Below are 20653 nucleotides of genomic sequence, written 5' to 3' on the forward strand. Positions count from 1 at the left end.
TCAGGCCGCCTTCGCGCTTTTCAGGAAGGCGCCCATCCGCTCCAGCGCCCGCTCGATATTCTCCAGCGAATTGGCATAGGACAGGCGGATATAGCCCTCGCCATGCACGCCGAAATCCGGCCCGCCGATCGTGGCGACGCCGGCCTCCTCGAGCAGAGCCGAGGCGAGCTTCTTCGCTTTCCAGCCGGTCTGCGAGACATTCGGGAAGGCGTAGAAAGCACCCTTCGGCACGATGCAGGAGACGCCCGGCAGCGCATTGAGCCCGGCCACCACCGCCTTCCGGCGCCGGTCGAACTCCGCCAGCATCATCGCGACCGCGTCCTGCGGGCCGGTCAGCGCCGCAAGACCAGCCCATTGCGCCGGGGCGTTGACGCAGGAATGCGAGTTGACCGCGAGCTTGCGGGCATTGTCGTAGAGCGGCTTCGGCCAGATCGAGAAGCCCATGCGCCAGCCGGTCATCGCATAGGTCTTCGACCAGCCATTGAGCAGGATCAGCCGGTCGCGGATCTCGGGATAGCTCAGGAGGCAGACATGCTTCTCGCCGTCATAGAGCATCTGGTCGTAGATCTCGTCCGACATCACCGCCACATCCGGGAACCGCGCCAGGCCGGCGACGAGCTTGTCGACCTCGCTCTTGGGGGTGACGCCGCCGGTCGGGTTGGCCGGGGAGTTGACGATCAGCAGCCGTGTCCTCGGCGTGATCAGCGAGAGCGTCTCTTCGGCCGAGAAGGCAAAGCCGTTCTCCTCGCGGATTGGCACCGGGATCGGCGTCGCGCCGGTATATTCGATCATCGAGCGGTAGATCGGAAAGCCGGGATCGGGATAGAGGATCTCGGCGCCCGGCTCGCCGAACATCAGGATCGCCATGAACATGGTGACCTTGCCGCCCGGCACGATCATCACCTCTTCCGGCGAGACCTCGACCGCGAAGCGCTTGTGCAGGTCGGCCGCGACCGCCTCGCGCAAGGGCAGGATGCCGTTGGCCGGGGTATAGCCGTGATGGCCGTCGCGCAGCGCCTTCACCGCCGCCTCGACGATATGGCCGGGCGTCGGGAAATCCGGCTGGCCGATGCCGAGATTGATGATGTCCTTGCCCTGGCGCTGCAATTCGGTCGCGCGCGCCAGCACGGCGAAGGCGTTTTCCTCGCCGATGCGGGCGAAAGAGGGGACGACGTGCAGCGCCATGGCGGGCTTCCTCCGCAGGATCTTGACGAGACGGCCCTGTCGCGGGCCTTGACGCTGTCTTGGCCGGAAATGCCGGGCGGATGCAAGCCCGCTTCCTGCGCCGGCCGCCGACCCGCCGCGCATTTGGAACACTTGCAAACTGCCGCGCCGCGACCTTTTCTGGACCGTGCCGCGAAACCTGATTGCCGGATTGGCGAGACGATTCGCGTACTGTATACAGAATGCAGGTAGCCGATCTTGGCACTTGTCGCACCGGCGGCGATTGGCGAGATTGAGCGGTCAAATCGATTTAAACGACTTGCGGCGAAGCGGCGCGAAGGCTGCGGGCCGGCACGAGAGGGCAAGAGGGAACAACGGGAATGGCCAAGACGCCTGCGGGGAAGACGCCTGGAAAGAAGCCGGTGCGCCGGATCAAGCCGGAGCAGCTGCGCTCCAAGGCCTGGTTCGACAACCCCGCCAATGCCGACATGACCGCGCTCTATATCGAGCGAACCATGAATTTCGGCCTGTCGCGCGAGGAGCTGCAATCGGGCCGCCCGATCATCGGCATCGCCCAGACCGGCTCCGACATCGCGCCCTGCAACCGCCATCACCTCGAGCTCGCCCACCGCGTCCGCGACGGCATCCGCGAGATGGGCGGCGTGCCCTTCGAGTTCCCGATCCATCCGATCCAGGAAACCTGCAAGCGCCCGACCGCGGCGCTCGACCGCAACCTGCAATATCTCTCGCTCGTCGAGATCCTCTACGGCTACCCGCTCGACGGCGTCGTGCTGACCACCGGCTGCGACAAGACCACGCCGGCGCAGATCATGGCGGCGGCGACCGTCGACATCCCGGCCATCGCCCTGCCGGGCGGGCCGATGCTCAACGGCTCCTTCCGCGGCGAGCGCACCGGCTCGGGCACGATCGTCTGGAAGGCGCGCCAGATGATGGCGGCCGGCGAGATCGACTATCGCGGCTTCGTCGACCTTGTCGCCTCATCCGCGCCCTCGGCCGGCCATTGCAACACCATGGGCACCGCCTCGACCATGAACTCGCTGGCCGAGGCGATGGGCATGACCTTGCCCGGCGCGGCGGCGATCCCGGCCCCCTACCGCGACCGCTACGAGATGGCCTACCTGACCGGCCGGCGCATCGTCGAGATGGTCTGGGAGAACCTGATCCCCTCGAAGATCCTGACGCGCGAGGCCCTCGAGAACACCATCGTCGTCAACTCGGCGATCGGCGGCTCGACCAATGCGCCCGTCCATGTCAACGCCATCGCCAAGCATATCGGCGTGCCGCTCGACAACGAGGACTGGACGGCGATCGGCTACGACATTCCGCTCCTGGTCAACCTGCAGCCGGCCGGCGAATATCTCGGCGAGGATTACTACCGCGCCGGCGGCCTGCCCGCCGTGATCGCGGAGCTCGTCGCCAAGGGCAAGCTCAAGCCGGCGCTGACCGCCAACGGCAAGACCCTGATCGAGAATTGCGAAGGCTTCTTCTCCGAGGACCGTCGCGTCATCAAGACCTATGACGAGCCGATGAAGAAGCAGTCGGGCTTCCTCAACCTGCGCGGCAACCTGTTCGATTCCGCGATCATGAAGACCAGCGTGATCACGCCCGAATTCCGCCAGCGCTATCTCGAGAACCCGAAGGACCCGATGGCCTTCGAGGGCAAGGCCATCGTCTTCGACGGGCCGGAGGACTATCACCACCGCATCGACGATCCGGCGCTCAACATCGACGAGCACTCGGTCCTGTTCATTCGCGGCGTCGGCCCGATCGGCTATCCGGGCGCCGCCGAGGTCGTGAACATGCGGCCGCCGGATTACCTGATCAAGAAGGGCGTCACCGCGCTCGCCTGCATCGGCGACGGGCGCCAGTCCGGCACCTCTGGCTCGCCCTCGATCCTCAACGCCTCGCCGGAAGCGGCGACCGGCGGCGGGCTCGCGCTGCTCAAGACCGGCGACAAGGTCCGCATCGACCTCAAGAAGCGCACGGCCAACATCCTGATCTCCGACAAGGAGCTCGAGGAGCGCCGCGCCGCGCTCAAGGCGGCCGGCGGCTACAAGTACCCGAAGAGCCAGACGCCCTGGCAGGAGATCCAGCGCAAGATCGTTGGCGAGCTCTCCGAGGGCATGGTCCTGAAGCCGGCGGTCAAGTACCAGAAGATCCACAAGAAGTTCGGCGTGCCGCGCGACAACCACTGACGGGAAAGCCTGAAGCGGCCTTCCCGCTATGACCTTCGACGTCTTCGGCTCCGCTCTGGCAGTGCTGGTTGCACTGCTGGGCGGGCTTGCCGGCCGGCATCTCGCCCGCGATCGATCCATGGCCGCCTGGCTCGCAGCCGGCCTCGGCGCCGCTGCGGCGCTGCTGATCCATTTGCTGCTCGCGGCCTATTTCGGCTCGCCCTTCATCGGACTTCTCGTGCTCGCGGCTTTCGTGCTCTTTCTATGAGGGAGCGTTATTCGAGCCCCGGACGGAGCGCATGATGGAGTGGCTGTCTGATCTGACCGGGCTCGACCGGCAGCCGCTGATCCTGGCCGGCCTGCTGGCGGGTCTCGGCGCCTTGCTCGGCGGCGCCGTTGCGCATTGGCGGCGTGGCTCGGGCATGATCGTCACGGGCGCGATCATCGGCGCGGTCGCACTGCCGCTCATCGGCCTGGCGACATTCTTCTACGCGATCTATGCCGGTGCGATCGTGCTGATCGGGCTGGTGATCCTCGTTATCGGCAGCATTCTCGGCTGAAACGGGCGGGCTCTGGATGACGCGAGAACTGCATTCGCCCTGCTGGGCGGCGCGGATGAGCCGGCCTCCATGCCGGCTGCGCATCGGTGCCGAGCCCTGGCGCATGAGATCAAGGGCTGACAAACGACCGTGGCCCGGACAGTATGGGCCATCGCTCGCGCTGAGCTCATCTGAAACGATTTAAAATGACCAGCAGCACCCAGATCGCCGCATTCCGCGCGCTCCATGAGTCCGGCTGCTTCGTAATGCCCAATCCCTGGGATGTCGGCTCGGCGCGCTGGCTGCGCGGCCAGGGCTTCAAGGCGCTCGCCTCGACCAGCGCCGGCTTCGCCTTCACGCAGGGACGCGCCGACCAGGACGTGCCGCGCGACATGATGCTCGCCCATCTCGCGGAGCTGGTGAAGGCGGTTCCCGACCTGCCGGTCAATGCCGATTTCGAGAACGGCTATGCCGACGAGCCGGCCGATGTCGCGGCCAATGTGAAGGCCTGCGTCGCGACCGGCGTCGCCGGGCTTTCGATCGAGGATGCGACTGGCCGCGCGGACGAGCCGCTCTACGCCTTCGAGCTCGCCGTGGAGCGGATCAAGGCGGCCCGGCGCGCCATCGACGAGACCGGCTCCGGCGTGCTGCTGACGGCGCGGGCCGAATGCTTCCTCACCGGCCATGCCGATCCGTTGAACGAATCCGTCAGGCGCATCGCCGCCTATGCGCAGGCCGGCGCCGACGTGCTCTATGCGCCCGGCCCGAAGACCCGCGAGCAGATCTCGGCCATCGTCGCAGCCGCCGGCGGCAAGCCGGTCAATGCGCTGGTCTATGCCGATTTCGGCCTGAGCGTGTCGGACATCGCCGCGCTCGGCGTCCGCCGCATCTCGATCGGCGCCGCGCTGGCGCGCGCCGCCTGGGCCGCCTTCATCGAGGCAACGCGGCTGATCGCGCAGGACGGCAGCTTCGCCGGCTTTGCCGGCAATGGCCCCTCGGCGCCACTCAACCTGTTCTTCGAGGACGATCTCAAGGCGCGCTCGTGAGCGGAACGCTCGTCATCGCGCCCGAATGGCTCGGGCGAAGCGGCCTGTGGACGCTCGACGCCAAGGGCAGGCGCCGGGCCGTCGATGCCGAGGATGTCGGTCTCTCCGAGGCCTTCGCCGACCGGCTGGAGGCCTGGATGGATGCGTTCGACGCGATCTATGACGAGGCGAACGAGGCGGCCTCCCGCTTCGCCAGTGAGGTCGAGCGGCTGGCCTGGGAGGCGGAAGGCGGCGCGCTCGCCCATGCCGCCTCAGCGGAACTCGGCTCCGGCTGGCAGGTCTCGCTCGATTTGTCCGGATGGCATGGGAAGGTGGAATCATGACGCTCTCGCCCGACTGGAAGGCCCCGCCCTTTCCTCCGACCAAGGTCCTCGAGGGCCGCTATTGCCGGCTTGAGCCGCTCGACGTCGCGCGCCATCTCGACGATATCTGGGCCGCCAATGCCGGCCAGGAGCGGGTCTGGGACTGGCTTCCGGCCTTGCCCCCGAAGGACAAGGAGACCTACCGCGCCCTGCTCGCCGGCATGGCGGAGAACAAGGCCATCGTGCCGCTCGCCGTCATCGACAAGGCCGACGGCAAGGCCAAGGGCCATCTCTGGATCATGGAGATCAGGCCGGCCCACGGCGTCTTCGAGGTCGGCTGGATCACCTATTCGCCCAGCATGCAGCGCACGCCGATGGCGACCGAAGCGATCTATCTGGTCGGCGATTACGGCTTCTCGCTCGGCTATCGCCGCTACGAATGGAAATGCAACGACCGCAACGAGCCCTCCAAGCGCGCCGCCCTGCGCTTCGGCTTCCAGTATGAGGGGCTGTTCCGGCAGCACATGGTGGTGAAGGGGCAGAACCGCGACACCGCCTGGTTCTCGATCCTCGACGGCGAATGGCCGGGCAGAGCCCAGGCCTTCCGGCGTTGGCTCTCGCCTGAGAATTTCGATGCGCAAGGCCAGCAAAGGACCTCGCTCGCCGATGTCATGAAGAATGCGGGAGCCGCCTGACGTGCCTCTGCGCCGCGCTTCGTCGGACGACATCCCCGCGATCGTCGCGCTGACCGACGCCGCCTATCTGCCGAACGAGAGCATCATCGGCGTGCCCTCGCTGCCGCGCATCGCCGACTATCGCCAGGTGCTGGCCGAGCATGAGGTCTGGCTTGCCGAAAGCGACGGGGCGCTCGACGGCGTCCTGGTGCTCGAGGAGGAGCCGGCGAAGTTCACGCTCTGGAGCATCGCCGTCGCCCCGGCGGCCACCGGCAAGAAGGTCGGCTCGATGCTGATGGACTTCACCGAGGAGCGAGCCCGGGCGCTCGGCCACGACGCCGTCCATCTCTACACGCATGCCAAGCTCAGCGACCGCATCGGCTGGTACGAGCGGCTCGGCTACCGAATCACCCACTATGAGGATCTGCCGGACCGCCGACTGGTCCATATGCGCAAGAGCCTCCAGTAATCGGATAAATAAGGGAAGAAGCGACATGGCAGGACGTTTGAAGGGCAAGGTCGCGGTCGTCACCGCCGCCGGACAGGGCATTGGCCGCGCGATCGCGGAAGCCTTCGTCGCCGAGGGCGCGACGGTCTGGGCGACGGACAAGGACGTGGCGCTGCTGGAGAGCATTCCGAAGGCGAAGAAGCGCAAGCTCGACGTGCTCTCGACCAAGGCGGTCGAAGCCTTCGCCGAGAAGGTCGGCCCGGTCGACATCCTCGTCAACGCCGCCGGCTTCGTCCATCACGGCACCGTGCTCGACACCGACGACAAGGCCTGGGACTTCTCCTTCGACCTCAACGTCAAATCGATGCACCGCACGATCAAGGCCTTCCTGCCGGCCATGCTGGCCAAGGGCTCGGGCTCGATCGTCAATATCGCGTCCGGCGCCGGCTCGGTGCGCGGCATCCCGAACCGCTATGTCTATGGCGCGAGCAAGGCGGCGGTGATCGGCCTGACCAAGGCGGTCGCGGCCGACTACATCAAGAAGGGCGTCCGTGCCAACGCGATCTGCCCGGGCACGATCCAGTCGCCCTCGCTCGACCAGCGCATCACCGATCTCGCCAAGGTGACCAAGACCAGCGAGGCGGCCGCCCGCCAGGCCTTCATCGACCGCCAGCCCATGGGCCGCCTCGGCACCGCCGAGGAGATCGCCTGGCTCGCGGTCTATCTTGCCTCGGACGAGGCGAGCTACACCACCGGGCAGATCCATCTCGCCGATGGCGGTTTCGCACTCTGACAAGGAGGGCGCAGGCCTCATGCATGTTCTCGTCACAGGCGCGGCCGGCATGGTCGGCCGCAAGCTCGTCGAACGCCTGGCGCGCGACGGCTCCTGCGCCGGCAGGCCGATCAGCCGGCTGACCCTGACCGACATCGTCGCGCCGGCAAAGCCCTCGGGCTTCGCCGGGCCGGTCGCGACCCGCACCGAGGATTTCGCCGATGCGGCAACCGCGGCCGAGCTGGCCGGCACGCGTCCCGACCTGATCTTCCATCTCGCCGCGATCATTTCCGGCGAGGCGGAGCGCGATTTCGACAAGGGCTACCGGATCAATCTCGACGGCACGCGCAACCTGCTCGAGGCGATCCGGCAGGAGAGCGCCAAGAATAATTCAAGTCACGGCGCCTATGTGCCGCGCCTCGTCTTCTCCTCCTCGAGCGGCATCTTTGGCGCGCCCTATCCCGCCGTGATCCCGGACGAGTTCCATGCGACGCCGCTGACCTCCTACGGCGCGCAGAAGGCGATCGGCGAATTGCTGCTCGCCGACTATTCGCGGCGCGGGCTCGTCGACGGCGTCGGAATCCGCTTCCCCTCGATCGTCGTGCGCCCCGGCAAGCCGAACGCCTCGGCCGGCGGCTTCTTCTCCGGCATCATCCGCGAGCCGCTGCAGGGACTGGAGGCGATGCTGCCGGTCGGCGACGATCTCGTCTTCACCCATGCCAGCCCGCGCTCGGCCGTCGGCTTCCTGATCCATGCCGCCGGGCTGACGCGCGAAGCGCTCGGCCCGCGCATCAACCTGACCATGCCGGGCGTGTTCTGCTCGGTCGGCGAGCAGATCGCGGCGCTGCGGCGCGTCGCCGGCGACAAGGCGGTCAAGCTGATCCGCCGCGCGCCCGACAAGGCGGTCACCGATATCGTCTCCGGCTGGCCAACCGGTTTCGAGGCGAAGCGCGCGCTCGCGCTCGGCTTCAAGGCCGAACAGGATTTCGACGAGATCATCCGCGTCCATATCGAGGACGATCTCGGCGGCCGCCTTCCGAACTGACAAGCAACCAACCAGAGGGGAAACCCCAATGCATATTCTCGTTATCGGCGGCGCCGGCATGGTCGGCCGCAAATTCATCGAAAGGCTGGCCCATGACGGCCAGCTCGGAGGCAAGGCCGTCGACAAGGTGACAGTGCAGGACGTCGTCGCCGCCAGCGCGCCGGCAGCGACGCCCTTCACCTTCGACGCTGTCGTCTCGGACCTGTCGATCGAAGGCGAGGCCGAGGCGCTGATCGCCGGCAAGCCCGACCTGATCGTGCATCTCGCCGCGATCGTCTCCGGCGAGGCCGAGGCCGATTTCGACAAGGGCTACCGCATCAATCTCGACGGCACGCGCCATCTCTTCGACGCGATCCGCAAGGTCGGCGGCGGCTACAGGCCGCGCCTCGTCTTCACCTCCTCGATCGCCGTCTTCGGGGCGCCCTTCCATGACAAGATCGAGGACGAGTTCTTCACCACGCCGCTGACCAGCTACGGCACCCAGAAGGCAATCGGCGAATTGCTGCTGGCGGACTACACGCGCCGCGGCTTCTTCGAGGGCGTCGGCATCCGCCTGCCCACCATTTGCGTGCGCCCCGGCAAGCCGAACAAGGCGGCCTCGGGCTTCTTCTCGAACATCATCCGCGAACCGCTGAACGGCGAGGAGGCGGTGCTGCCGGTCTCCGACCAGGTCCGGCACTGGCACGCCTCGCCGCGCTCGGCCGTCGGCTTCCTCATTCATGCTGCGACGATGGACACCAATGCCATCGGCCCGCGCCGCAACCTGACCATGCCGGGCTATTCGGCGACGGTCGCCGAGCAGATCGAGGCGCTGCGCAAGGTCGCCGGCGAGAACGTGGTGAAGCGGATCAAGCGGGTTCCGGACCCGGTGATCGACGGCATCGTCGCCGGCTGGCCACGCAACTTCAATCCGCAGCGCTCGACCGCGCTCGGCTTCAAGGCGGAATCGAGCTTCGAGGAGATCATCCGCGTCCATATCGACGACGAGCTCGGCGGCAATTTCGTCAAATAGGCGCTACCGTCATTGCGAGCGTAGCGAAGCAATCCAGGGAAGTACGCGATACCCCTGGATTGCTTCGTCGGCTGCGCCTCCTCGCAATGACGCGTTGGCTGCACGCACCCTCAAAAGCAAAACAGCCCCGGCGCGAGCCGGGGCTGTTCCCGTTTCAAGTGGACGGCTCACGCGACGCAGAACTCGTCGGGGGTCTCGATCTCCGGCGCATGGGTCCAGCCGGTCGAGCCCCAGCTCTTCAGCGCCGCCCAGGTCGAGCGGTCGAGCCGGTACTGCTCGCAGGGGAACAGCCCGCCGCGCGCCGGCAGCGACTTGAGGAACGAGCCCTCCTGCCGGAAGCCGGACTTCTCCAGCACCCGGCGCGAGGCCGGGTTGATGACGCGGGTATCCGCGTCGACCGCCGGGATGTCGAGCAGGGTGAAGAGCGTGTCGATCAGCGCCTGCACCGCCTCGGTCGCCTGGCCCTTGCCCCAATGCGGGGTGCCGAGCCAGTAGCCGATGAAGGGAACGCCGGTCGCCTGCGGATGGGCGCCGATCATGCCGATGAGCTCGTTGGGCCGGGCGCGCGGCGTGATCGCCAGCGCTAGATGCTCGCCGAGCGCATTGCCCTTGCGCATGGCGAAAATGAAGGGCTCGACCGCATCCGTCGGATAGGGATGCGGAATCGAGGCCGTCATTTCCGCCACGGCTTTCTCCCCGGCGAGCCGCAGGATGGCGGAGGAATCCGCCATGCGCGGCCAGCGCAGCCAGAGACGGCGGGTCTCGAGCCGGAAGACATCGTCGCGGGTCAATTCGGGGAACATCGGTCTCTCCGTCGGCGCAAACGAAAAAGGGAGCTGGGACTTTGGTCCCATCTCCCCTTTCGCTTGACCTCGGGAAACCCTGTTCGGGCCTTGCCCTTGATCCGATCGGTTCGATGGAACCGGCGGATCGAGGAAATTCCCTATCCGCCTTTTACTCTGCGGCCTGTTGGGCCGGGACTACGTTCACGAAAGCTCGGCCGAGTTTCGTCGTGAATCGGACTCGCCCGTTGGTCGTGGCAAAGAGCGTATGGTCTTTGCCCATGCCAACGTTGACGCCGGCATGCCATTTGGTGCCGCGCTGACGAATGATGATGTTGCCGGCCACGACCGCCTGGTCGCCGAAACGCTTCACGCCGAGGCGCTTGCTTTCGGAGTCGCGACCATTGCGGGACGAGCCGCCTGCCTTTTTGTGAGCCATAACGCCCTACCTCGAAACTACTGTTGTCTCTCTAACCCGAATCGGCGGCGAAAGCCACCCGATTCGGAGCGAAAGCCGAAGACTGCCTGACAGGAGCTGTCAGTAATCCTCGCCGGAAGCCAGTTCTGCCTGATCGGCCTTCGCCCGCGGGGGCTTGCCGGCCAGGAGCTCCTTGGCCTGCTCGACCCATTCCTCACGGGTCGCGCGGCCGCGCAGCTTGAGCTCTTCGTCCCACTTGGCGACGTCGGCCTCGCTCCAGGCGGCGATGTCGTTCCAGGAGGTGATGCCGGCGGCGCGCAGCTTCTTCTCGATGGTCGGGCCGACGCCCGAGATCAGCGAGAGGTTGGACGCGTCGAGAGCCTCGGCCTTGGCTTCCGCCTTGGCGGCTTTCGGCTCGGCCTTCTTGGCCGCGGGCTTGGCGGCAGCCTTGCCCTTCACCTCGGTCGAGGCGGCCTTGAGCGCGACCGGGGCGGCTTCGCCCTTCTTCATCTCCGGCTTCTTGCCGCCGGTGAGGATGTCGGTGATGCGCACGATGGTCAGCTCGGCGCGGAAGCCGCGCTTGCGCTTCGAGTTCTGGCGGCGGCGCTTCTTGAAGGCGATGACCTTCTCGCCGCGAGCCTGCTCGACGATCTCGCCGGCGACGGTGATCTCGCCCAGCGCCTTGGCGTCGAGCGTGGTCTTGTCGCCGTCAGTCAGCATCAGCACGGAACCGAAAGCGACGGTGTCGCCCGGGTTGCCCTCGAGCTTGGCGATGGTGATACGGTCGTTGGCGGCGACGCGGAACTGCTTTCCGCCGGTCTTGATGACTGCGAACATCATTCTCTCCATGTTCAGCCCCGCCCTGTCATGTGCCTCGAAAGGCGCACGCGGGACGGCTTTTTGGCAGTCGGTTGCGTGGTCGGGTTCACTCTCGAAGACGTGGGCCGCAGTGCAGCGGAACCGGCACGCCAAAAGAGATCGGGCGCGGGTTTTCCCCACGCCGGACGAGGCTGGATAGTCGCGCAGGCCGCGAAGGTCAAGCCAAACCGGCCGATCCCGGTCGGATTTGTGACGCGCGGGAGACTTGTATCCGCCGGATGCGGCGTGTAGTAACCAGCCCGCTTCGACCGAAGGCGACCGCGGACAGGTGGCAGAGTGGTTGAATGCACCGCACTCGAAATGCGGCATACCTGCAAGGGTATCGGGGGTTCAAATCCCTCCCTGTCCGCCACCCCTCAGTCTAAGGCGTTGTATTTATGACGCTTTTTGTACTGATCTGGGTCGCTACCCCACCATTTACCCCTCCATCTGAAAAAGTCCGGGGCGGCGTTAGCTGCTGCGAGACCAGAGATGCTGTCGTGATGACCGCCGAGACCGCAGGAGGCTCAGGAGGGAGTTGGACCACGGGCGAGCAGAAGCTGCACGCCTTACTCGCATTCTCATAGGCATCTGAATTTATTGACAACGATCAAGTGAAAGACACTCAACCGCTATAGCGCAAGGTCGGAGTCTGGGGCGGACGCCGGTAGAGCCACCATGCAGGCCAGCGTCACAGCACAGGCAAGACTTCACCAAAGAGCCCAGACATGACCTGTCTGGCGGCGGGGGGGGTAGCACATGCCTAAGATCAATAAGAATGAGACGTGGACCGGTGATGACTCAACCGGAGAGCTCGTCGTGAACTTTTTTGACGGCGGCAACGGGCACGATGACATCCGGGGCGGTAACTCCCTGTCACCTGAAGGCTTTGTCATCAATGCTCTTTTCGGAGGCAACGGCCACGACACCATTCACGGCGGGTTAGCCAACGGCGGACGCGTCGAAAACTACTTGTCCGGTGGCAACGGCAATGACGACATCAGAGGCGGAGATGCATCTTTTGGAGTCAGCGGAGGTTTATCTTTTGGAGGGGTCGTCGTCACCCATGCTTTTGGCGACAACGGTGACGACCGCTTCACAAGTGGTAACGCCATCAGCGGATCGCTTGAGAACCACTTTTCCGGCGGCAATGGTGATGACGAGTATTTGGGCGGCTCCGCAACGCGCGGAGAGATAACCGAGTATTTCGACGGCGGGGCCGGCAACGATGTCGGCATCGGCAGCTCCGCCAACAATAGGTTTGTCTTCAGCTATTTTTCTGGTGGCCGAGGCGACGACGTTCTCACAGGCGGATCTACGCGGGAGGGCATCATCGAGACCCACTTTTTCGGCGATCAGGGGGACGATGTCCTGACAGGCGCAAGCGGGACCGTCAGGGGCACCGTCATCAACAACCTGTATGGCGGTGCTGGCGACGATACGGTGATCGGTGGCTCGGTTGAACACACTGCCACTGCTTCGAATGCTCTCTTTGGCGGTGATGGTAACGATACCCTCGTCGCCGGCCGCTCATTGGGGAGTTTTGGTTTTCCCTTGCTCGCCGTCGAGAATGAACTCACAGGCGGCAGGGGCAGGGACACGTTCGTTTTCATGCCCGGTCTTATCAACCCCCCCGAACCGGGCAATCGGCAGACGACAAGCACCATCACGGACTTCGAACCCGGCAAGGACCGGGTTGATCTCAGCGGCTATGAGTTCGCGACGTTTCAGGATCTGTTGGATGCGACGGACGAAGGCGGCACCATCACCCTTGCCGATAACTCGACGGTGAGCCTGAACCTCGCAAAGACTTTGCTGAGGGAATGGGACTTCATCCTCTGATGGCATAGATGATCCAGCTGCCCGAGGCCCGGCTCAGGTAGATCTGCTCCAGGCTAGGAGCCACGAGTAGCGACCGTTCGCCTACAGGCGACGACGGTCATTCAAGCCCGGTACCCCGAAAGGGAACCGGGCTTTTCTCATTCAGACGCGCGATCGATCCAGACGCCGCCTATCTTGCCGAACCGATCATTGTCGTTGCGCATCGAGCGGTACGACCTGGTTGCTTGCCGAATATCCGCGTTTGCAGGGCTCACCTCACGATCCGGAGAGGAAAGCCGACAAGGCGCGCCGAGCGCCTGCAGATCGCAAGGATCAGGAGCTATAATCAGGCAGAGCTCATAAGGCACCCTAATCAATGGCGCAGCCGAACTTCAACGATCTCGCCGCCTTCGCCATGGTGGCGCGGGAGCGCAGCTTCACCAAGGCCGGCGCCAAGCTGGGTGTCTCGCAATCGGCGTTGAGCCAGACCATCAAGGGGCTCGAGGAGCGGCTCAAGCTCCGGCTGCTGACCCGTACCACGCGCAGCGTGGCGCCGACGGAAGCCGGCCTCAGGCTGCTGGAGACGGTCGGGCCACGGTTCGAGGAAATCGAGGCGGAAATCGCAGCGCTCGGCGAATTGCGAGGCAAGCCAGCCGGAACGATCCGCATCACGGCCGGCGAACATGCGGCGATCTCGGCCCTGCAGCCGGCCCTGAGGCGCTTCCTGCCGGATCATCCCGACATCAAGGTCGAGATCATCGTCGACTATGGTCTCGTCGATATCGTGGCGGCGGGTTACGACGCGGGGGTGCGCTTGGGCGAACAGCTTGCAAAGGACATGATCGCCGTCCGGATCGGCCCTGAGATGCGCATGGCCGTGATCGGGTCGCCGGCTTATTTCAAGCGCTATGGCGTTCCAGAGACCCCGCAGGACCTGACCTCTCACAACTGCATCGCGTCTCGTCTCCCGACCTATGGTGGGCTGTTTCCCTGGGGGCTGGAAAAGGACGGCCGTGAGGTCAAGGTCCGTGGCGAGGGACAGCTCGTGTTCAATAGCCTCGCACTGCGGCTGAATTCGGCGCTCGACGGGCTCGGGCTGACCTACATACCTGAGGATCAGGCGATCCCGCATATCCGTGCGGGCCGCCTCATGCGGGTGCTCGAGGACTGGTGCCCGCCATTCCCCGGCTATCACCTCTACTATCCGAGCCGGCGGCATTTCTCGCCGGCCTTGTCGGTCCTCGTCGACGTCCTGCGCTATCGCGGTTGATGCCGCTGCCAGAAGGCATGGCCCCTGGCGGATTGACCGAGCTGAAGCAGCTTCAGGCCGTAATAGGTGACGACCATGACGAGCCCGGCGACGGCCGCGCAATGGACGAAAAAACCCACGACCGATTCCTCGAAGTTCCACCAGTCCAGCGTCATCTGCATCGAAAGCTTCGTGCCCAGACCGAGCTGCAGGAAACTCCAGACGCCATGGATCGCGATGGCCACTGCCATCGCCCGCAGCAGGAGCGTGCGCAGCGCGTTTGGTTCCCTGATCCCGAACAGGTTGCGCGCCACTCCCATCAGCAGCGGCCAGCGCAGGCCGAGATGGATCGCGACGATCACCAGGGCCCAATAGGCCGCGAGCGTATGGATCTGCCGCACCGTGAAGCCGCCCCAGGGCGGAAGGACGCTCGACAACGCGTTCGAGATCAGCACGCTGGTGACGAGCAGCGCCAGCATGGTGGTCAGCAACGCGAAGGTTATGCCGACATTGAACAGGCTGCGAGGCTCGCGCCGTGTCCGCGCAATCCCACCCCACCAGCGCCGATTGAAGAGATTATGCGCGATGAGCAGCAGGAACATCGCCGTCCCCGCCAGCTCATGGACCGCGTTGCCCAGCCACCAATAGGCGAAGCCGAGCAGCAACAGGACCGCGGTCAGGCTATCGAGCCACAAACGGGACAGAAAAAGACGGCTCACCTCGCGTTTCCCCGTCTACTCGATCGGCGTGCCGTTGAAGCGGGGAATCCGGGAGCCGGTGAAAAGATACTCTGCTCCCGACTGGCTGCTGTGGCAGGACTGGCAGCGAGCGGTGTTCTCTGCGGTATTGATCGTCTTGTCGGGCCAGAACCACTGGAACTGCCAGTCGCCGGTGCGGCGGCGCTCATCATAGTCCGCCCCCCAGCCTGCGCCCTTCTCCATCACGAAATAGCGGAAGAGCTTGCCGTCCCGGTGGTCGACGAGCACGAAATGCGTGCCGGCGGGCACGGGCTGGCGATCCCGGATCGCCTTGATCGCCTCGGGCGTCGTCATGATGTGCTCCATGACGTTGCCGCGCCGCACGGTGGTGTAGTGCACGAGCTTGTCGAGCTGCGGGAATGTGACCCGCGTTGCTTCGGCGTGGACCTGCCAGCCGACGGTGAGAACAGCCGCCATGGACAGGCTCGCCAGGGCGATCTGGAATGCAGGGATTTTCATCTTCGTCTCGTTTCTAGCGCCGGTACTGCTCGTCCGAGACGTGCTCCAGCCAATCCACGGTCTTGCCGTCCTGTGCCTCCGAGATGGCGACATGCGTCATGCCAGTGGTCGGCGCTGCGCCGTGCCAGTGCTTCACGCCAGGCGGGATCCAGACAGTATCGCCGGGGCGGATTTCCTGGACCGCACCGTCCCAATGCTGCACCAGCCCGACACCGGCCGTGACGATCAGCGTCTGGCCGAGCGGGTGGGTGTGCCAGGCGGTGCGCGCACCGGGTTCGAAGGTCACCGTGCCGCCGCTGACCCGCGCCGGCGCGCTGCCCTGGAAGCGGCCGTCGACACGGACCGTTCCGGTGAAATTCTGGGCGCCGCCCATGCTCGTCTTCTGGGAGCCGGCGCGCTGGACGACGACCTCCTGGCTGGTCTGGGCCAGGGCGGAGGCTATCGGCAGCAACATGGCGAGCAAGGTGAGGACTGGAGCGATCATCCCGGCTTTCATTTCGACTTGAAGACTTCACGGGCGACCCCGACCGCCGTGATGGCGTTCGGCCAGCCCGCGTAGAAGGCGAGCTGCGTGATCGCCTCGACCAGCTCCGTCTCGGTCACGCCATTCTGCCGCGCCAGGGCGAGGTGGGAGCGGAGCTGATCGGGACGGTTCATCGCGACCAGCGCGCTGACGGTGACGAGGCTGCGGTCGCGCTTGGAGAGGCCCGGACGCTCCCAGATGTCGCCGAACAGGACGTTGTCCGTGAGCTCCGCCATCTTCGGCGCGATGTCACCCATCAGCTGCTGCGCGCGTGACGGCGGCTTGGAGGGAGCCGCACCGGAGGCGGCGGGAGGCTGGCTTTGCGCGATTGCCATGGTGGAAACTCCTCCGGACAGAAGCAGGCCGGCTGCGACGAACAGATTTCTGGTGAGCGTCTTCAACGCGCGTGACTCCTCGAAGTTGGGGGAGGACATGACGCCCCGGAACGGAGCCGGGACGTCATGTTGCCAAAGATTTCAGTGGAACCCCGGCGATAAGCCAACAGCCCGTAGTTACGAACGACCGGAGACAAGTGTTCTGGCGAAGAACGGCGCCAGCTTGCCCATCGCGGCGTCGACATATTCGGGAACCCAGTAGGTTTCGATATGTGTCGCGCCCTCGATCTTGAACAGTTCCTTGTCCGTCGTGCCGGTGGCCTTGGGGAATGCGTCCTCGGTCATGTACAGGCTGTCGGCCTTGCTGCCCGCGATCATCAGCAGGGGCTGGTCGATCAGCTCGATCTGATCCGTGGCATCCCAGCGCATCAGATCCAGCAAGCTGCTCATCGTGTACTTGAAGGTCGAGTTGGGATGAGCGTGCGTCTTCCAGTAGTACTCGTAACCCTGCCGGTACATTTCGAACGGCAGCTTGGCGATCTGCTCGTCGGTCAGGTTCGCATCGCCTGCATAGAGGATGCCTCCGCCGGCCATCTCCTGACCGCGGGCCTGCGAAACCTGCTGCAGGCGCTCCTGGATCGTCTTCAGTTGCGAATCCGCGAAGCCGTTGCGACGAACCCGTCCCGAGTTGAACATGCTCAAGGTCGCGACCGACTTGAAACGCTTGTCGGTTTTCGCCGCGGCCAACGAATATCCGCCGCCGCCGCAGATGCCGAGCAGGCCGAGGCGCGCGACATCGACGCCCGGATGGCGGGTGATGAAGTCCGCCGCGCCATGGATGTCCTCGATGCGGAACTGGGGCTTGTCCACGCTGCGCGGCTGGCCGCCGCTGCCGCCCTGATAGGCGGCATCCGCGGTGATCGCGATGTAGCCCTGTTCCGCCAGGCGCTGGGCATAGAGGCCCGCGACCTGTTCCTTCACCCCGCCATTCGGGTGCGCCACGACGATGGCGGGATATTTTTGGCTCGGATCGTAGTTCGCCGGGGTGTAGACGTTGGCGACGATGTCCAGCCCGTTGAGCCTGTATTTGACCGGGTGGATATTGACCTTGCCCGGCTCGTTCTTCGTGATCGCACCGTCATAGACCAGGGTGAACGGATTCTGCTTGAAGTCCGCTGCGACAGCGGCGGCATTGGTCATTGCTGAAACTCCTAACACTGCGCCTGATAGAACAAGCCCCGAGCTTCCGAGGAACTCGCGCCTGCTTTTGTTGATGACTGCGTTGATCATTTCGATCGTCTTTCTCGCTTTTGCGAATGACGGGTTCGCAGGACCTCGCGAGAGGTCACGCGCGACGGTCAATCCAGCTTCTTCTCGGCAAGGAACTTCGAGACCTGATCCGCGATCTCGACATTGTTCAGGTCCGAGAACGGGAAATGCGTATTGCCCTTGATGCCCACCTCCGGAAGGTGGACCACGGTCACCTGACCGCCATGCTTGTTGACGGCGTCACGCCAGATCCGAGCCATCTCCAGCCGACCACGCCATGCATCCTGCGTCGGCACATCGGTCGCTTTGGCCGGGATGTTGTCACCGTAGAAGACGATGATCGGCACCTTGGTCAGGGCCATGAACTCCGCCATCGGAACCGGCACGCCTTCGAGCGTGTCGAAGGAGGTCGGAACCGGCTTGGGCAGTTCGCCTTCGGGGAAGACGAAACCGCTTCCGGGCTCGAACGCGACGATCGCCTTGACGTTCTGGCTCTTGATCGCCGTCAGCCAGCCCGGGCCACCGCTTTGCGAATGCGTCATCAGGATGCCGGGGCCGATCTTGGCGAACAACGCGGAGACGCCGTCGGAGATGAGATTGGCGTCGAACGCCCCGGTATTCGGGGTCATGGCGCGGAAATACTGGTTCAGCGTCTCCGGCTTTCGATCGAACTGGACGCCGTCGAAATAGTTCGGCCAGATGCCGACGCGGAACTGGCCGAACCAGAACTGCTCGTCCGGCACTGGCTTGATCGTCGTCTCGACCGTGCTGCGCCCGGCATTGCCCCGGCGCGGCTGATCAATGAGGTAGGTCGCAAAGCGCCGACGCAGGAAAATGGTCTGGAAGCCTTCGCGCCCATCCGGCGTCGTCTCCCAGGTCTTCGAGAACTGCCCGGCTCCATGCCACATCACGATGGGCAGGCTGCGGGTGTTCGCCGGCACCTGGTAGAACGCGTAAAGATGGTCGCCATGGAAGGTCTGGCCGGCAGGCTGCAGCGGCTTCAGCGGATCGAACGTGCCCGGCGCGGTCGTGACCGTGCCGCCGACGGCGAAGCTGCCCTGGTCCTGAATGACCAGCGGTTCAGGCTTCACGGCCGATTGCGCACGCGCAGGCGCCAGACCCAGGACGCTTGCCGCAATGAGGAATGGCGGGATGAGGAATTTCTTATCGACGGCAGGCATTTGTCCCTCGGTTGCTGCATCAGCTCACCGGGAACCTAATCACCTTCCCAAGCCTCGATTAGGCATCTTGATCCACTAGGACAGATAAGTGCTGCTAATGAATGCAGCGGCGAATATCGGCGGCGCAGGGCGTCGCCTCCGGGCTCCCTGGCCATAAAAACGTCGCCTGGTACGGCTCTGTCAGGCAGCAGCGTCATTTCATTGCGAGGATGCCATGGCCTTTGGGAACGCAACCTTTCGGCGGCTTCTCATCTGGTTTGCCCTGATCATCGCGACGGGCCCGGTTTGTGCCCAGGTCCCGAGCGAGCTCCAGGGCGAATGGTCCACCGACAGGCAGCGTTGCGAGCAGATCAACGGCGAGGTCGATGTCCTGTCGATGGGCGCGGCGGATTTCGCCTTCTACGAGATCGGCTGCACCGTCGCGCGCCCGGCGCCGAGGCAAGACGGCATCAGCTTCAGCGCGCAATGCCAGAAGGGCGGAAGCCAGATCACCCGCGGGACGGCCGACTTCCGCCGCACCGGGCGCGACACGATCGTCCTGGCGCTGAAAGGCTTCCCCTGGGGCTCCAGCGACGGTCTGGCGTTCCACCGCTGCCAGCGAAAGACGCGCTAGCTTCTCCGCGCAACCGGCCGGCGGACGAACCACCGGGGCCTTGCCTCAGGCGAAGAACAGCCCCGCCTGGACCTCGGCAATGGTCAGCGGATTGGCGCTGTGGACCTGGAATGAATAGTAGCTCGAGCCCTGGGCGATGTAACCGATCACGTCGGTGCCATACTGGGTGAGATAGACCGAGCCGCTATAGGCGCTCGGCAAGATGATGTAGTCCTGCACGCCGCCGGCCTTGAAGTCGGCGATGTAGTCGGCATCTCCAGCCCTAACGTCGAAGCTCAGGTTGAAATAATCGAGCCCGCCGACATTGTAGTCGCCATAGAACGTATCGTTGCCGAGATAGCCGCCGAGCGCGTCCGAGCCATTGCCGCCGAGGACGGTGTCGTTGCCGCCGCCCGAGAAGATCGTGTCATTATCGGCGCCGCCATCGATATAGTCGTTGCCGTTTCCGGTCGCGATCGTGTCGTTGCCGGCTTCGCCGAGCGCGCTGATCGTGTTGCCCAGGCCGGAATAGATCGTGTCGTTGCCGCTGCCGCCATAGGCCACGTCGGTGCCCTGATCGGCCCAGATCGTATCGTTGCCGCCGCCGCCATAGAGCTTGTCGTTGCCTTCCCCGCCGATCAGCGTATCGGCCCCCTCACCGCCATCGAGATAGTCCTGGCCGCGCCCGCCATCGAGATAGTCGGCACCGAGGCCGCCATAGAGGCCAGCCTTGATCAGCCAGCTCCCACCCGCGAGATCGCGCGGCGCGATCACGGTGAGACCGTTCGTGTCATCCCCGTCGCCGCCGAACAGGACGTCGTCGGCATCGAGACCATAGAGTCCGTCGACACCGTCGCCGCCATAGAGGACGTCGCTGCCGGTCACGATGTCGAACTGAATGATGCCGTCATTCACATCGGCATAGTTGTAGTCGAACATGCCGCCGACGAGCAGGTCGTTGCCGTCGTCGCCCGTCAGGCGATCTGCAGTGGCGTCGCCGTGAATCGTGTCGTTGCCGCTGCCGCCATAGCCATACATCGTCGTGTTGCTGTTATTGGCGATGAAGTCGTTACCGCCTCCGCCATAAATCTGAGGCGAGCCGATCACGGTGAAGATTCGGTCGTTGCCTTCGAGGCCGTAGACCACGCTTTGCGCAGCGTCGATGCGATCATCGCCGTCCGTCCCGATCTGTGACATGCGTTCTCCTCCTC

24 protein-coding genes and 1 tRNA gene are annotated in these 20653 nt (G+C 64.9%); 14 read left to right on the top strand and 11 right to left on the bottom strand.

Translation table 11 applies throughout. The annotated features are described in order from the left end of the window. A complete protein-coding gene (locus ACTIF2_RS07525; protein ID WP_439496421.1) occupies positions 1–1185 on the bottom strand; it encodes a pyridoxal phosphate-dependent aminotransferase in 1185 nt (394 codons plus the stop codon). A gap of 359 nt (positions 1186–1544) precedes the next feature. Here ACTIF2_RS07525 and ACTIF2_RS07530 point away from each other — a divergent pair, with 359 nt between their 5' ends. The 10 genes from ACTIF2_RS07530 to denD (ACTIF2_RS07575) all read left to right on the top strand — a co-directional run bounded on the left by ACTIF2_RS07530 (position 1545) and on the right by denD (ACTIF2_RS07575) (position 9197). Next, positions 1545–3380: an IlvD/Edd family dehydratase gene (locus tag ACTIF2_RS07530; RefSeq protein ID WP_439496422.1), complete on the top strand. Its 1836-nt coding sequence runs from the start codon at positions 1545–1547 to the stop codon at positions 3378–3380. 28 nt (positions 3381–3408) lie between these two features. Next, positions 3409–3627, top strand: a complete 219-nt coding sequence (locus tag ACTIF2_RS07535) for a hypothetical protein (protein WP_439496423.1) — start codon at positions 3409–3411, stop codon at positions 3625–3627. A gap of 34 nt (positions 3628–3661) precedes the next feature. Then, positions 3662–3919 carry a hypothetical protein gene (locus ACTIF2_RS07540; protein WP_439496424.1) on the top strand — a complete coding sequence of 86 codons (258 nt, stop codon included), beginning with the start codon at positions 3662–3664 and terminating at the stop codon, positions 3917–3919. Positions 3920–4104: 185 nt separating this feature from the next. Continuing rightward, positions 4105–4944: an isocitrate lyase/PEP mutase family protein gene (locus ACTIF2_RS07545; protein WP_439496425.1), complete on the top strand. Its 840-nt coding sequence runs from the start codon at positions 4105–4107 to the stop codon at positions 4942–4944. Next, positions 4941–5267, top strand: a complete 327-nt coding sequence (locus ACTIF2_RS07550; protein ID WP_439496426.1) for a hypothetical protein — start codon at positions 4941–4943, stop codon at positions 5265–5267. Before ACTIF2_RS07545 ends, ACTIF2_RS07550 begins: the two co-directional genes overlap by 4 nt. Next, positions 5264–5941, top strand: a complete 678-nt coding sequence (locus ACTIF2_RS07555; RefSeq protein ID WP_439496427.1) for a GNAT family N-acetyltransferase — start codon at positions 5264–5266, stop codon at positions 5939–5941. The genes ACTIF2_RS07550 and ACTIF2_RS07555 overlap by 4 nt, the downstream gene beginning before the upstream one ends. Position 5942: 1 nt before the next feature. Then, positions 5943–6389, top strand: coding sequence for a GNAT family N-acetyltransferase (locus ACTIF2_RS07560; protein ID WP_439496428.1), 447 nt, complete (start codon positions 5943–5945; stop codon positions 6387–6389). 25 nt (positions 6390–6414) lie between these two features. Further along, positions 6415–7161, top strand: a complete 747-nt coding sequence (locus ACTIF2_RS07565; protein WP_439496429.1) for an SDR family oxidoreductase — start codon at positions 6415–6417, stop codon at positions 7159–7161. A 19-nt stretch (positions 7162–7180) separates the two neighbouring features. Then, positions 7181–8185 (top strand): D-erythronate dehydrogenase, encoded by a 1005-nt coding sequence (denD, locus tag ACTIF2_RS07570; RefSeq protein ID WP_439496430.1) that lies wholly within the window; start codon positions 7181–7183, stop codon positions 8183–8185. 28 nt (positions 8186–8213) lie between these two features. Next, on the top strand, positions 8214–9197 hold the full coding sequence (gene denD / locus ACTIF2_RS07575; protein WP_439496431.1) for a D-erythronate dehydrogenase: 984 nt from the start codon (positions 8214–8216) through the stop codon (positions 9195–9197). A gap of 167 nt (positions 9198–9364) precedes the next feature. Here the strand turns inward: denD (ACTIF2_RS07575) and ACTIF2_RS07580 are convergent, their stop codons facing one another. The 3 genes from ACTIF2_RS07580 to ACTIF2_RS07590 form a co-directional block, all read right to left on the bottom strand. Further along, positions 9365–10000: a GNAT family N-acetyltransferase gene (locus ACTIF2_RS07580; RefSeq protein ID WP_439496432.1), complete on the bottom strand. Its 636-nt coding sequence runs from the start codon at positions 9998–10000 to the stop codon at positions 9365–9367. 151 nt (positions 10001–10151) lie between these two features. Next, positions 10152–10418 (bottom strand): 50S ribosomal protein L27, encoded by a 267-nt coding sequence (gene rpmA / locus ACTIF2_RS07585; RefSeq protein WP_439496433.1) that lies wholly within the window; start codon positions 10416–10418, stop codon positions 10152–10154. Between the two features lie 99 nt (positions 10419–10517). Beyond that, entirely contained in the window at positions 10518–11234 is a 717-nt protein-coding gene (locus tag ACTIF2_RS07590) for a 50S ribosomal protein L21 (protein WP_439496434.1), read from the bottom strand. Between the two features lie 304 nt (positions 11235–11538). Between ACTIF2_RS07590 and ACTIF2_RS07595 the strand changes: the two genes are divergently transcribed. The 3 genes from ACTIF2_RS07595 to ACTIF2_RS07605 all read left to right on the top strand — a co-directional run bounded on the left by ACTIF2_RS07595 (position 11539) and on the right by ACTIF2_RS07605 (position 14346). After that, a tRNA-Ser gene (locus tag ACTIF2_RS07595) sits at positions 11539–11628 on the top strand. 386 nt (positions 11629–12014) lie between these two features. Then, positions 12015–13097 (top strand): M10 family metallopeptidase C-terminal domain-containing protein, encoded by a 1083-nt coding sequence (locus tag ACTIF2_RS07600; protein ID WP_439496435.1) that lies wholly within the window; start codon positions 12015–12017, stop codon positions 13095–13097. 355 nt (positions 13098–13452) lie between these two features. After that, positions 13453–14346 (top strand): LysR family transcriptional regulator, encoded by an 894-nt coding sequence (locus ACTIF2_RS07605; protein WP_439496436.1) that lies wholly within the window; start codon positions 13453–13455, stop codon positions 14344–14346. Here ACTIF2_RS07605 and ACTIF2_RS07610 read toward each other — a convergent pair. From ACTIF2_RS07610 to ACTIF2_RS07635, 6 genes are all read right to left on the bottom strand, one after another. Then, positions 14334–15044 carry a DUF4405 domain-containing protein gene (locus ACTIF2_RS07610; protein WP_439496437.1) on the bottom strand — a complete coding sequence of 237 codons (711 nt, stop codon included), beginning with the start codon at positions 15042–15044 and terminating at the stop codon, positions 14334–14336. The two genes, ACTIF2_RS07605 and ACTIF2_RS07610, sit on opposite strands and share 13 nt — an antisense overlap. Positions 15045–15059: 15 nt before the next feature. After that, on the bottom strand, positions 15060–15542 hold the full coding sequence (locus ACTIF2_RS07615) for a cytochrome P460 family protein (protein WP_439496438.1): 483 nt from the start codon (positions 15540–15542) through the stop codon (positions 15060–15062). 13 nt (positions 15543–15555) lie between these two features. Next, complete coding sequence (locus ACTIF2_RS07620) at positions 15556–16026, bottom strand: (R)-mandelonitrile lyase (protein ID WP_439496439.1); 471 nt, start codon at positions 16024–16026, stop codon at positions 15556–15558. An 8-nt stretch (positions 16027–16034) separates the two neighbouring features. Beyond that, entirely contained in the window at positions 16035–16400 is a 366-nt protein-coding gene (locus ACTIF2_RS07625; RefSeq protein WP_439496440.1) for a carboxymuconolactone decarboxylase family protein, read from the bottom strand. A 177-nt stretch (positions 16401–16577) separates the two neighbouring features. Further along, the gene (locus tag ACTIF2_RS07630) at positions 16578–17600 is read right to left on the bottom strand and encodes an alpha/beta hydrolase (RefSeq protein ID WP_439496505.1); all 1023 of its coding nucleotides are present in this window, start codon (positions 17598–17600) and stop codon (positions 16578–16580) included. Positions 17601–17758: 158 nt separating this feature from the next. Continuing rightward, positions 17759–18850, bottom strand: coding sequence for an alpha/beta hydrolase (locus tag ACTIF2_RS07635; protein ID WP_439496441.1), 1092 nt, complete (start codon positions 18848–18850; stop codon positions 17759–17761). Between the two features lie 214 nt (positions 18851–19064). Here ACTIF2_RS07635 and ACTIF2_RS07640 point away from each other — a divergent pair, with 214 nt between their 5' ends. Beyond that, positions 19065–19463, top strand: coding sequence for a hypothetical protein (locus ACTIF2_RS07640; protein WP_439496442.1), 399 nt, complete (start codon positions 19065–19067; stop codon positions 19461–19463). 45 nt (positions 19464–19508) lie between these two features. Here ACTIF2_RS07640 and ACTIF2_RS07645 read toward each other — a convergent pair whose 3' ends face one another. Further along, a complete protein-coding gene (locus tag ACTIF2_RS07645) occupies positions 19509–20639 on the bottom strand; it encodes a calcium-binding protein (RefSeq protein ID WP_439496443.1) in 1131 nt (376 codons plus the stop codon). Between the last annotated feature and the right edge of the window lie 14 nt (positions 20640–20653).

Origin of the sequence: Allobosea sp. (assembly GCF_051860145.1) — a bacterium.
GTDB lineage: Bacteria > Pseudomonadota > Alphaproteobacteria > Rhizobiales > Beijerinckiaceae > Allobosea.

Bases quoted from the DNA above. Each gene is read 5' to 3' on its own strand.
- ACTIF2_RS07525 (WP_439496421.1), bottom strand. From the start codon at position 1,185: ATGGCGCTGCACGTCGTCCCCTCTTTCGCCCGCATCGGCGAGGAAAAC.
- ACTIF2_RS07530 (WP_439496422.1), top strand. From the start codon at position 1,545: ATGGCCAAGACGCCTGCGGGGAAGACGCCTGGAAAGAAGCCGGTGCGC.
- ACTIF2_RS07535 (WP_439496423.1), top strand. From the start codon at position 3,409: ATGACCTTCGACGTCTTCGGCTCCGCTCTGGCAGTGCTGGTTGCACTG.
- ACTIF2_RS07540 (WP_439496424.1), top strand. From the start codon at position 3,662: ATGGAGTGGCTGTCTGATCTGACCGGGCTCGACCGGCAGCCGCTGATC.
- ACTIF2_RS07545 (WP_439496425.1), top strand. From the start codon at position 4,105: ATGACCAGCAGCACCCAGATCGCCGCATTCCGCGCGCTCCATGAGTCC.
- ACTIF2_RS07555 (WP_439496427.1), top strand. From the start codon at position 5,264: ATGACGCTCTCGCCCGACTGGAAGGCCCCGCCCTTTCCTCCGACCAAG.
- ACTIF2_RS07565 (WP_439496429.1), top strand. From the start codon at position 6,415: ATGGCAGGACGTTTGAAGGGCAAGGTCGCGGTCGTCACCGCCGCCGGA.
- denD (WP_439496430.1), top strand. From the start codon at position 7,181: ATGCATGTTCTCGTCACAGGCGCGGCCGGCATGGTCGGCCGCAAGCTC.
- denD (WP_439496431.1), top strand. From the start codon at position 8,214: ATGCATATTCTCGTTATCGGCGGCGCCGGCATGGTCGGCCGCAAATTC.
- ACTIF2_RS07580 (WP_439496432.1), bottom strand. From the start codon at position 10,000: ATGTTCCCCGAATTGACCCGCGACGATGTCTTCCGGCTCGAGACCCGC.
- rpmA (WP_439496433.1), bottom strand. From the start codon at position 10,418: ATGGCTCACAAAAAGGCAGGCGGCTCGTCCCGCAATGGTCGCGACTCC.
- ACTIF2_RS07590 (WP_439496434.1), bottom strand. From the start codon at position 11,234: ATGTTCGCAGTCATCAAGACCGGCGGAAAGCAGTTCCGCGTCGCCGCC.
- ACTIF2_RS07600 (WP_439496435.1), top strand. From the start codon at position 12,015: ATGCCTAAGATCAATAAGAATGAGACGTGGACCGGTGATGACTCAACC.
- ACTIF2_RS07605 (WP_439496436.1), top strand. From the start codon at position 13,453: ATGGCGCAGCCGAACTTCAACGATCTCGCCGCCTTCGCCATGGTGGCG.
- ACTIF2_RS07615 (WP_439496438.1), bottom strand. From the start codon at position 15,542: ATGAAAATCCCTGCATTCCAGATCGCCCTGGCGAGCCTGTCCATGGCG.
- ACTIF2_RS07620 (WP_439496439.1), bottom strand. From the start codon at position 16,026: ATGATCGCTCCAGTCCTCACCTTGCTCGCCATGTTGCTGCCGATAGCC.
- ACTIF2_RS07625 (WP_439496440.1), bottom strand. From the start codon at position 16,400: ATGGCAATCGCGCAAAGCCAGCCTCCCGCCGCCTCCGGTGCGGCTCCC.
- ACTIF2_RS07630 (WP_439496505.1), bottom strand. From the start codon at position 17,600: ATGACCAATGCCGCCGCTGTCGCAGCGGACTTCAAGCAGAATCCGTTC.
- ACTIF2_RS07635 (WP_439496441.1), bottom strand. From the start codon at position 18,850: ATGCCTGCCGTCGATAAGAAATTCCTCATCCCGCCATTCCTCATTGCG.
- ACTIF2_RS07640 (WP_439496442.1), top strand. From the start codon at position 19,065: ATGGCCTTTGGGAACGCAACCTTTCGGCGGCTTCTCATCTGGTTTGCC.
- ACTIF2_RS07645 (WP_439496443.1), bottom strand. From the start codon at position 20,639: ATGTCACAGATCGGGACGGACGGCGATGATCGCATCGACGCTGCGCAA.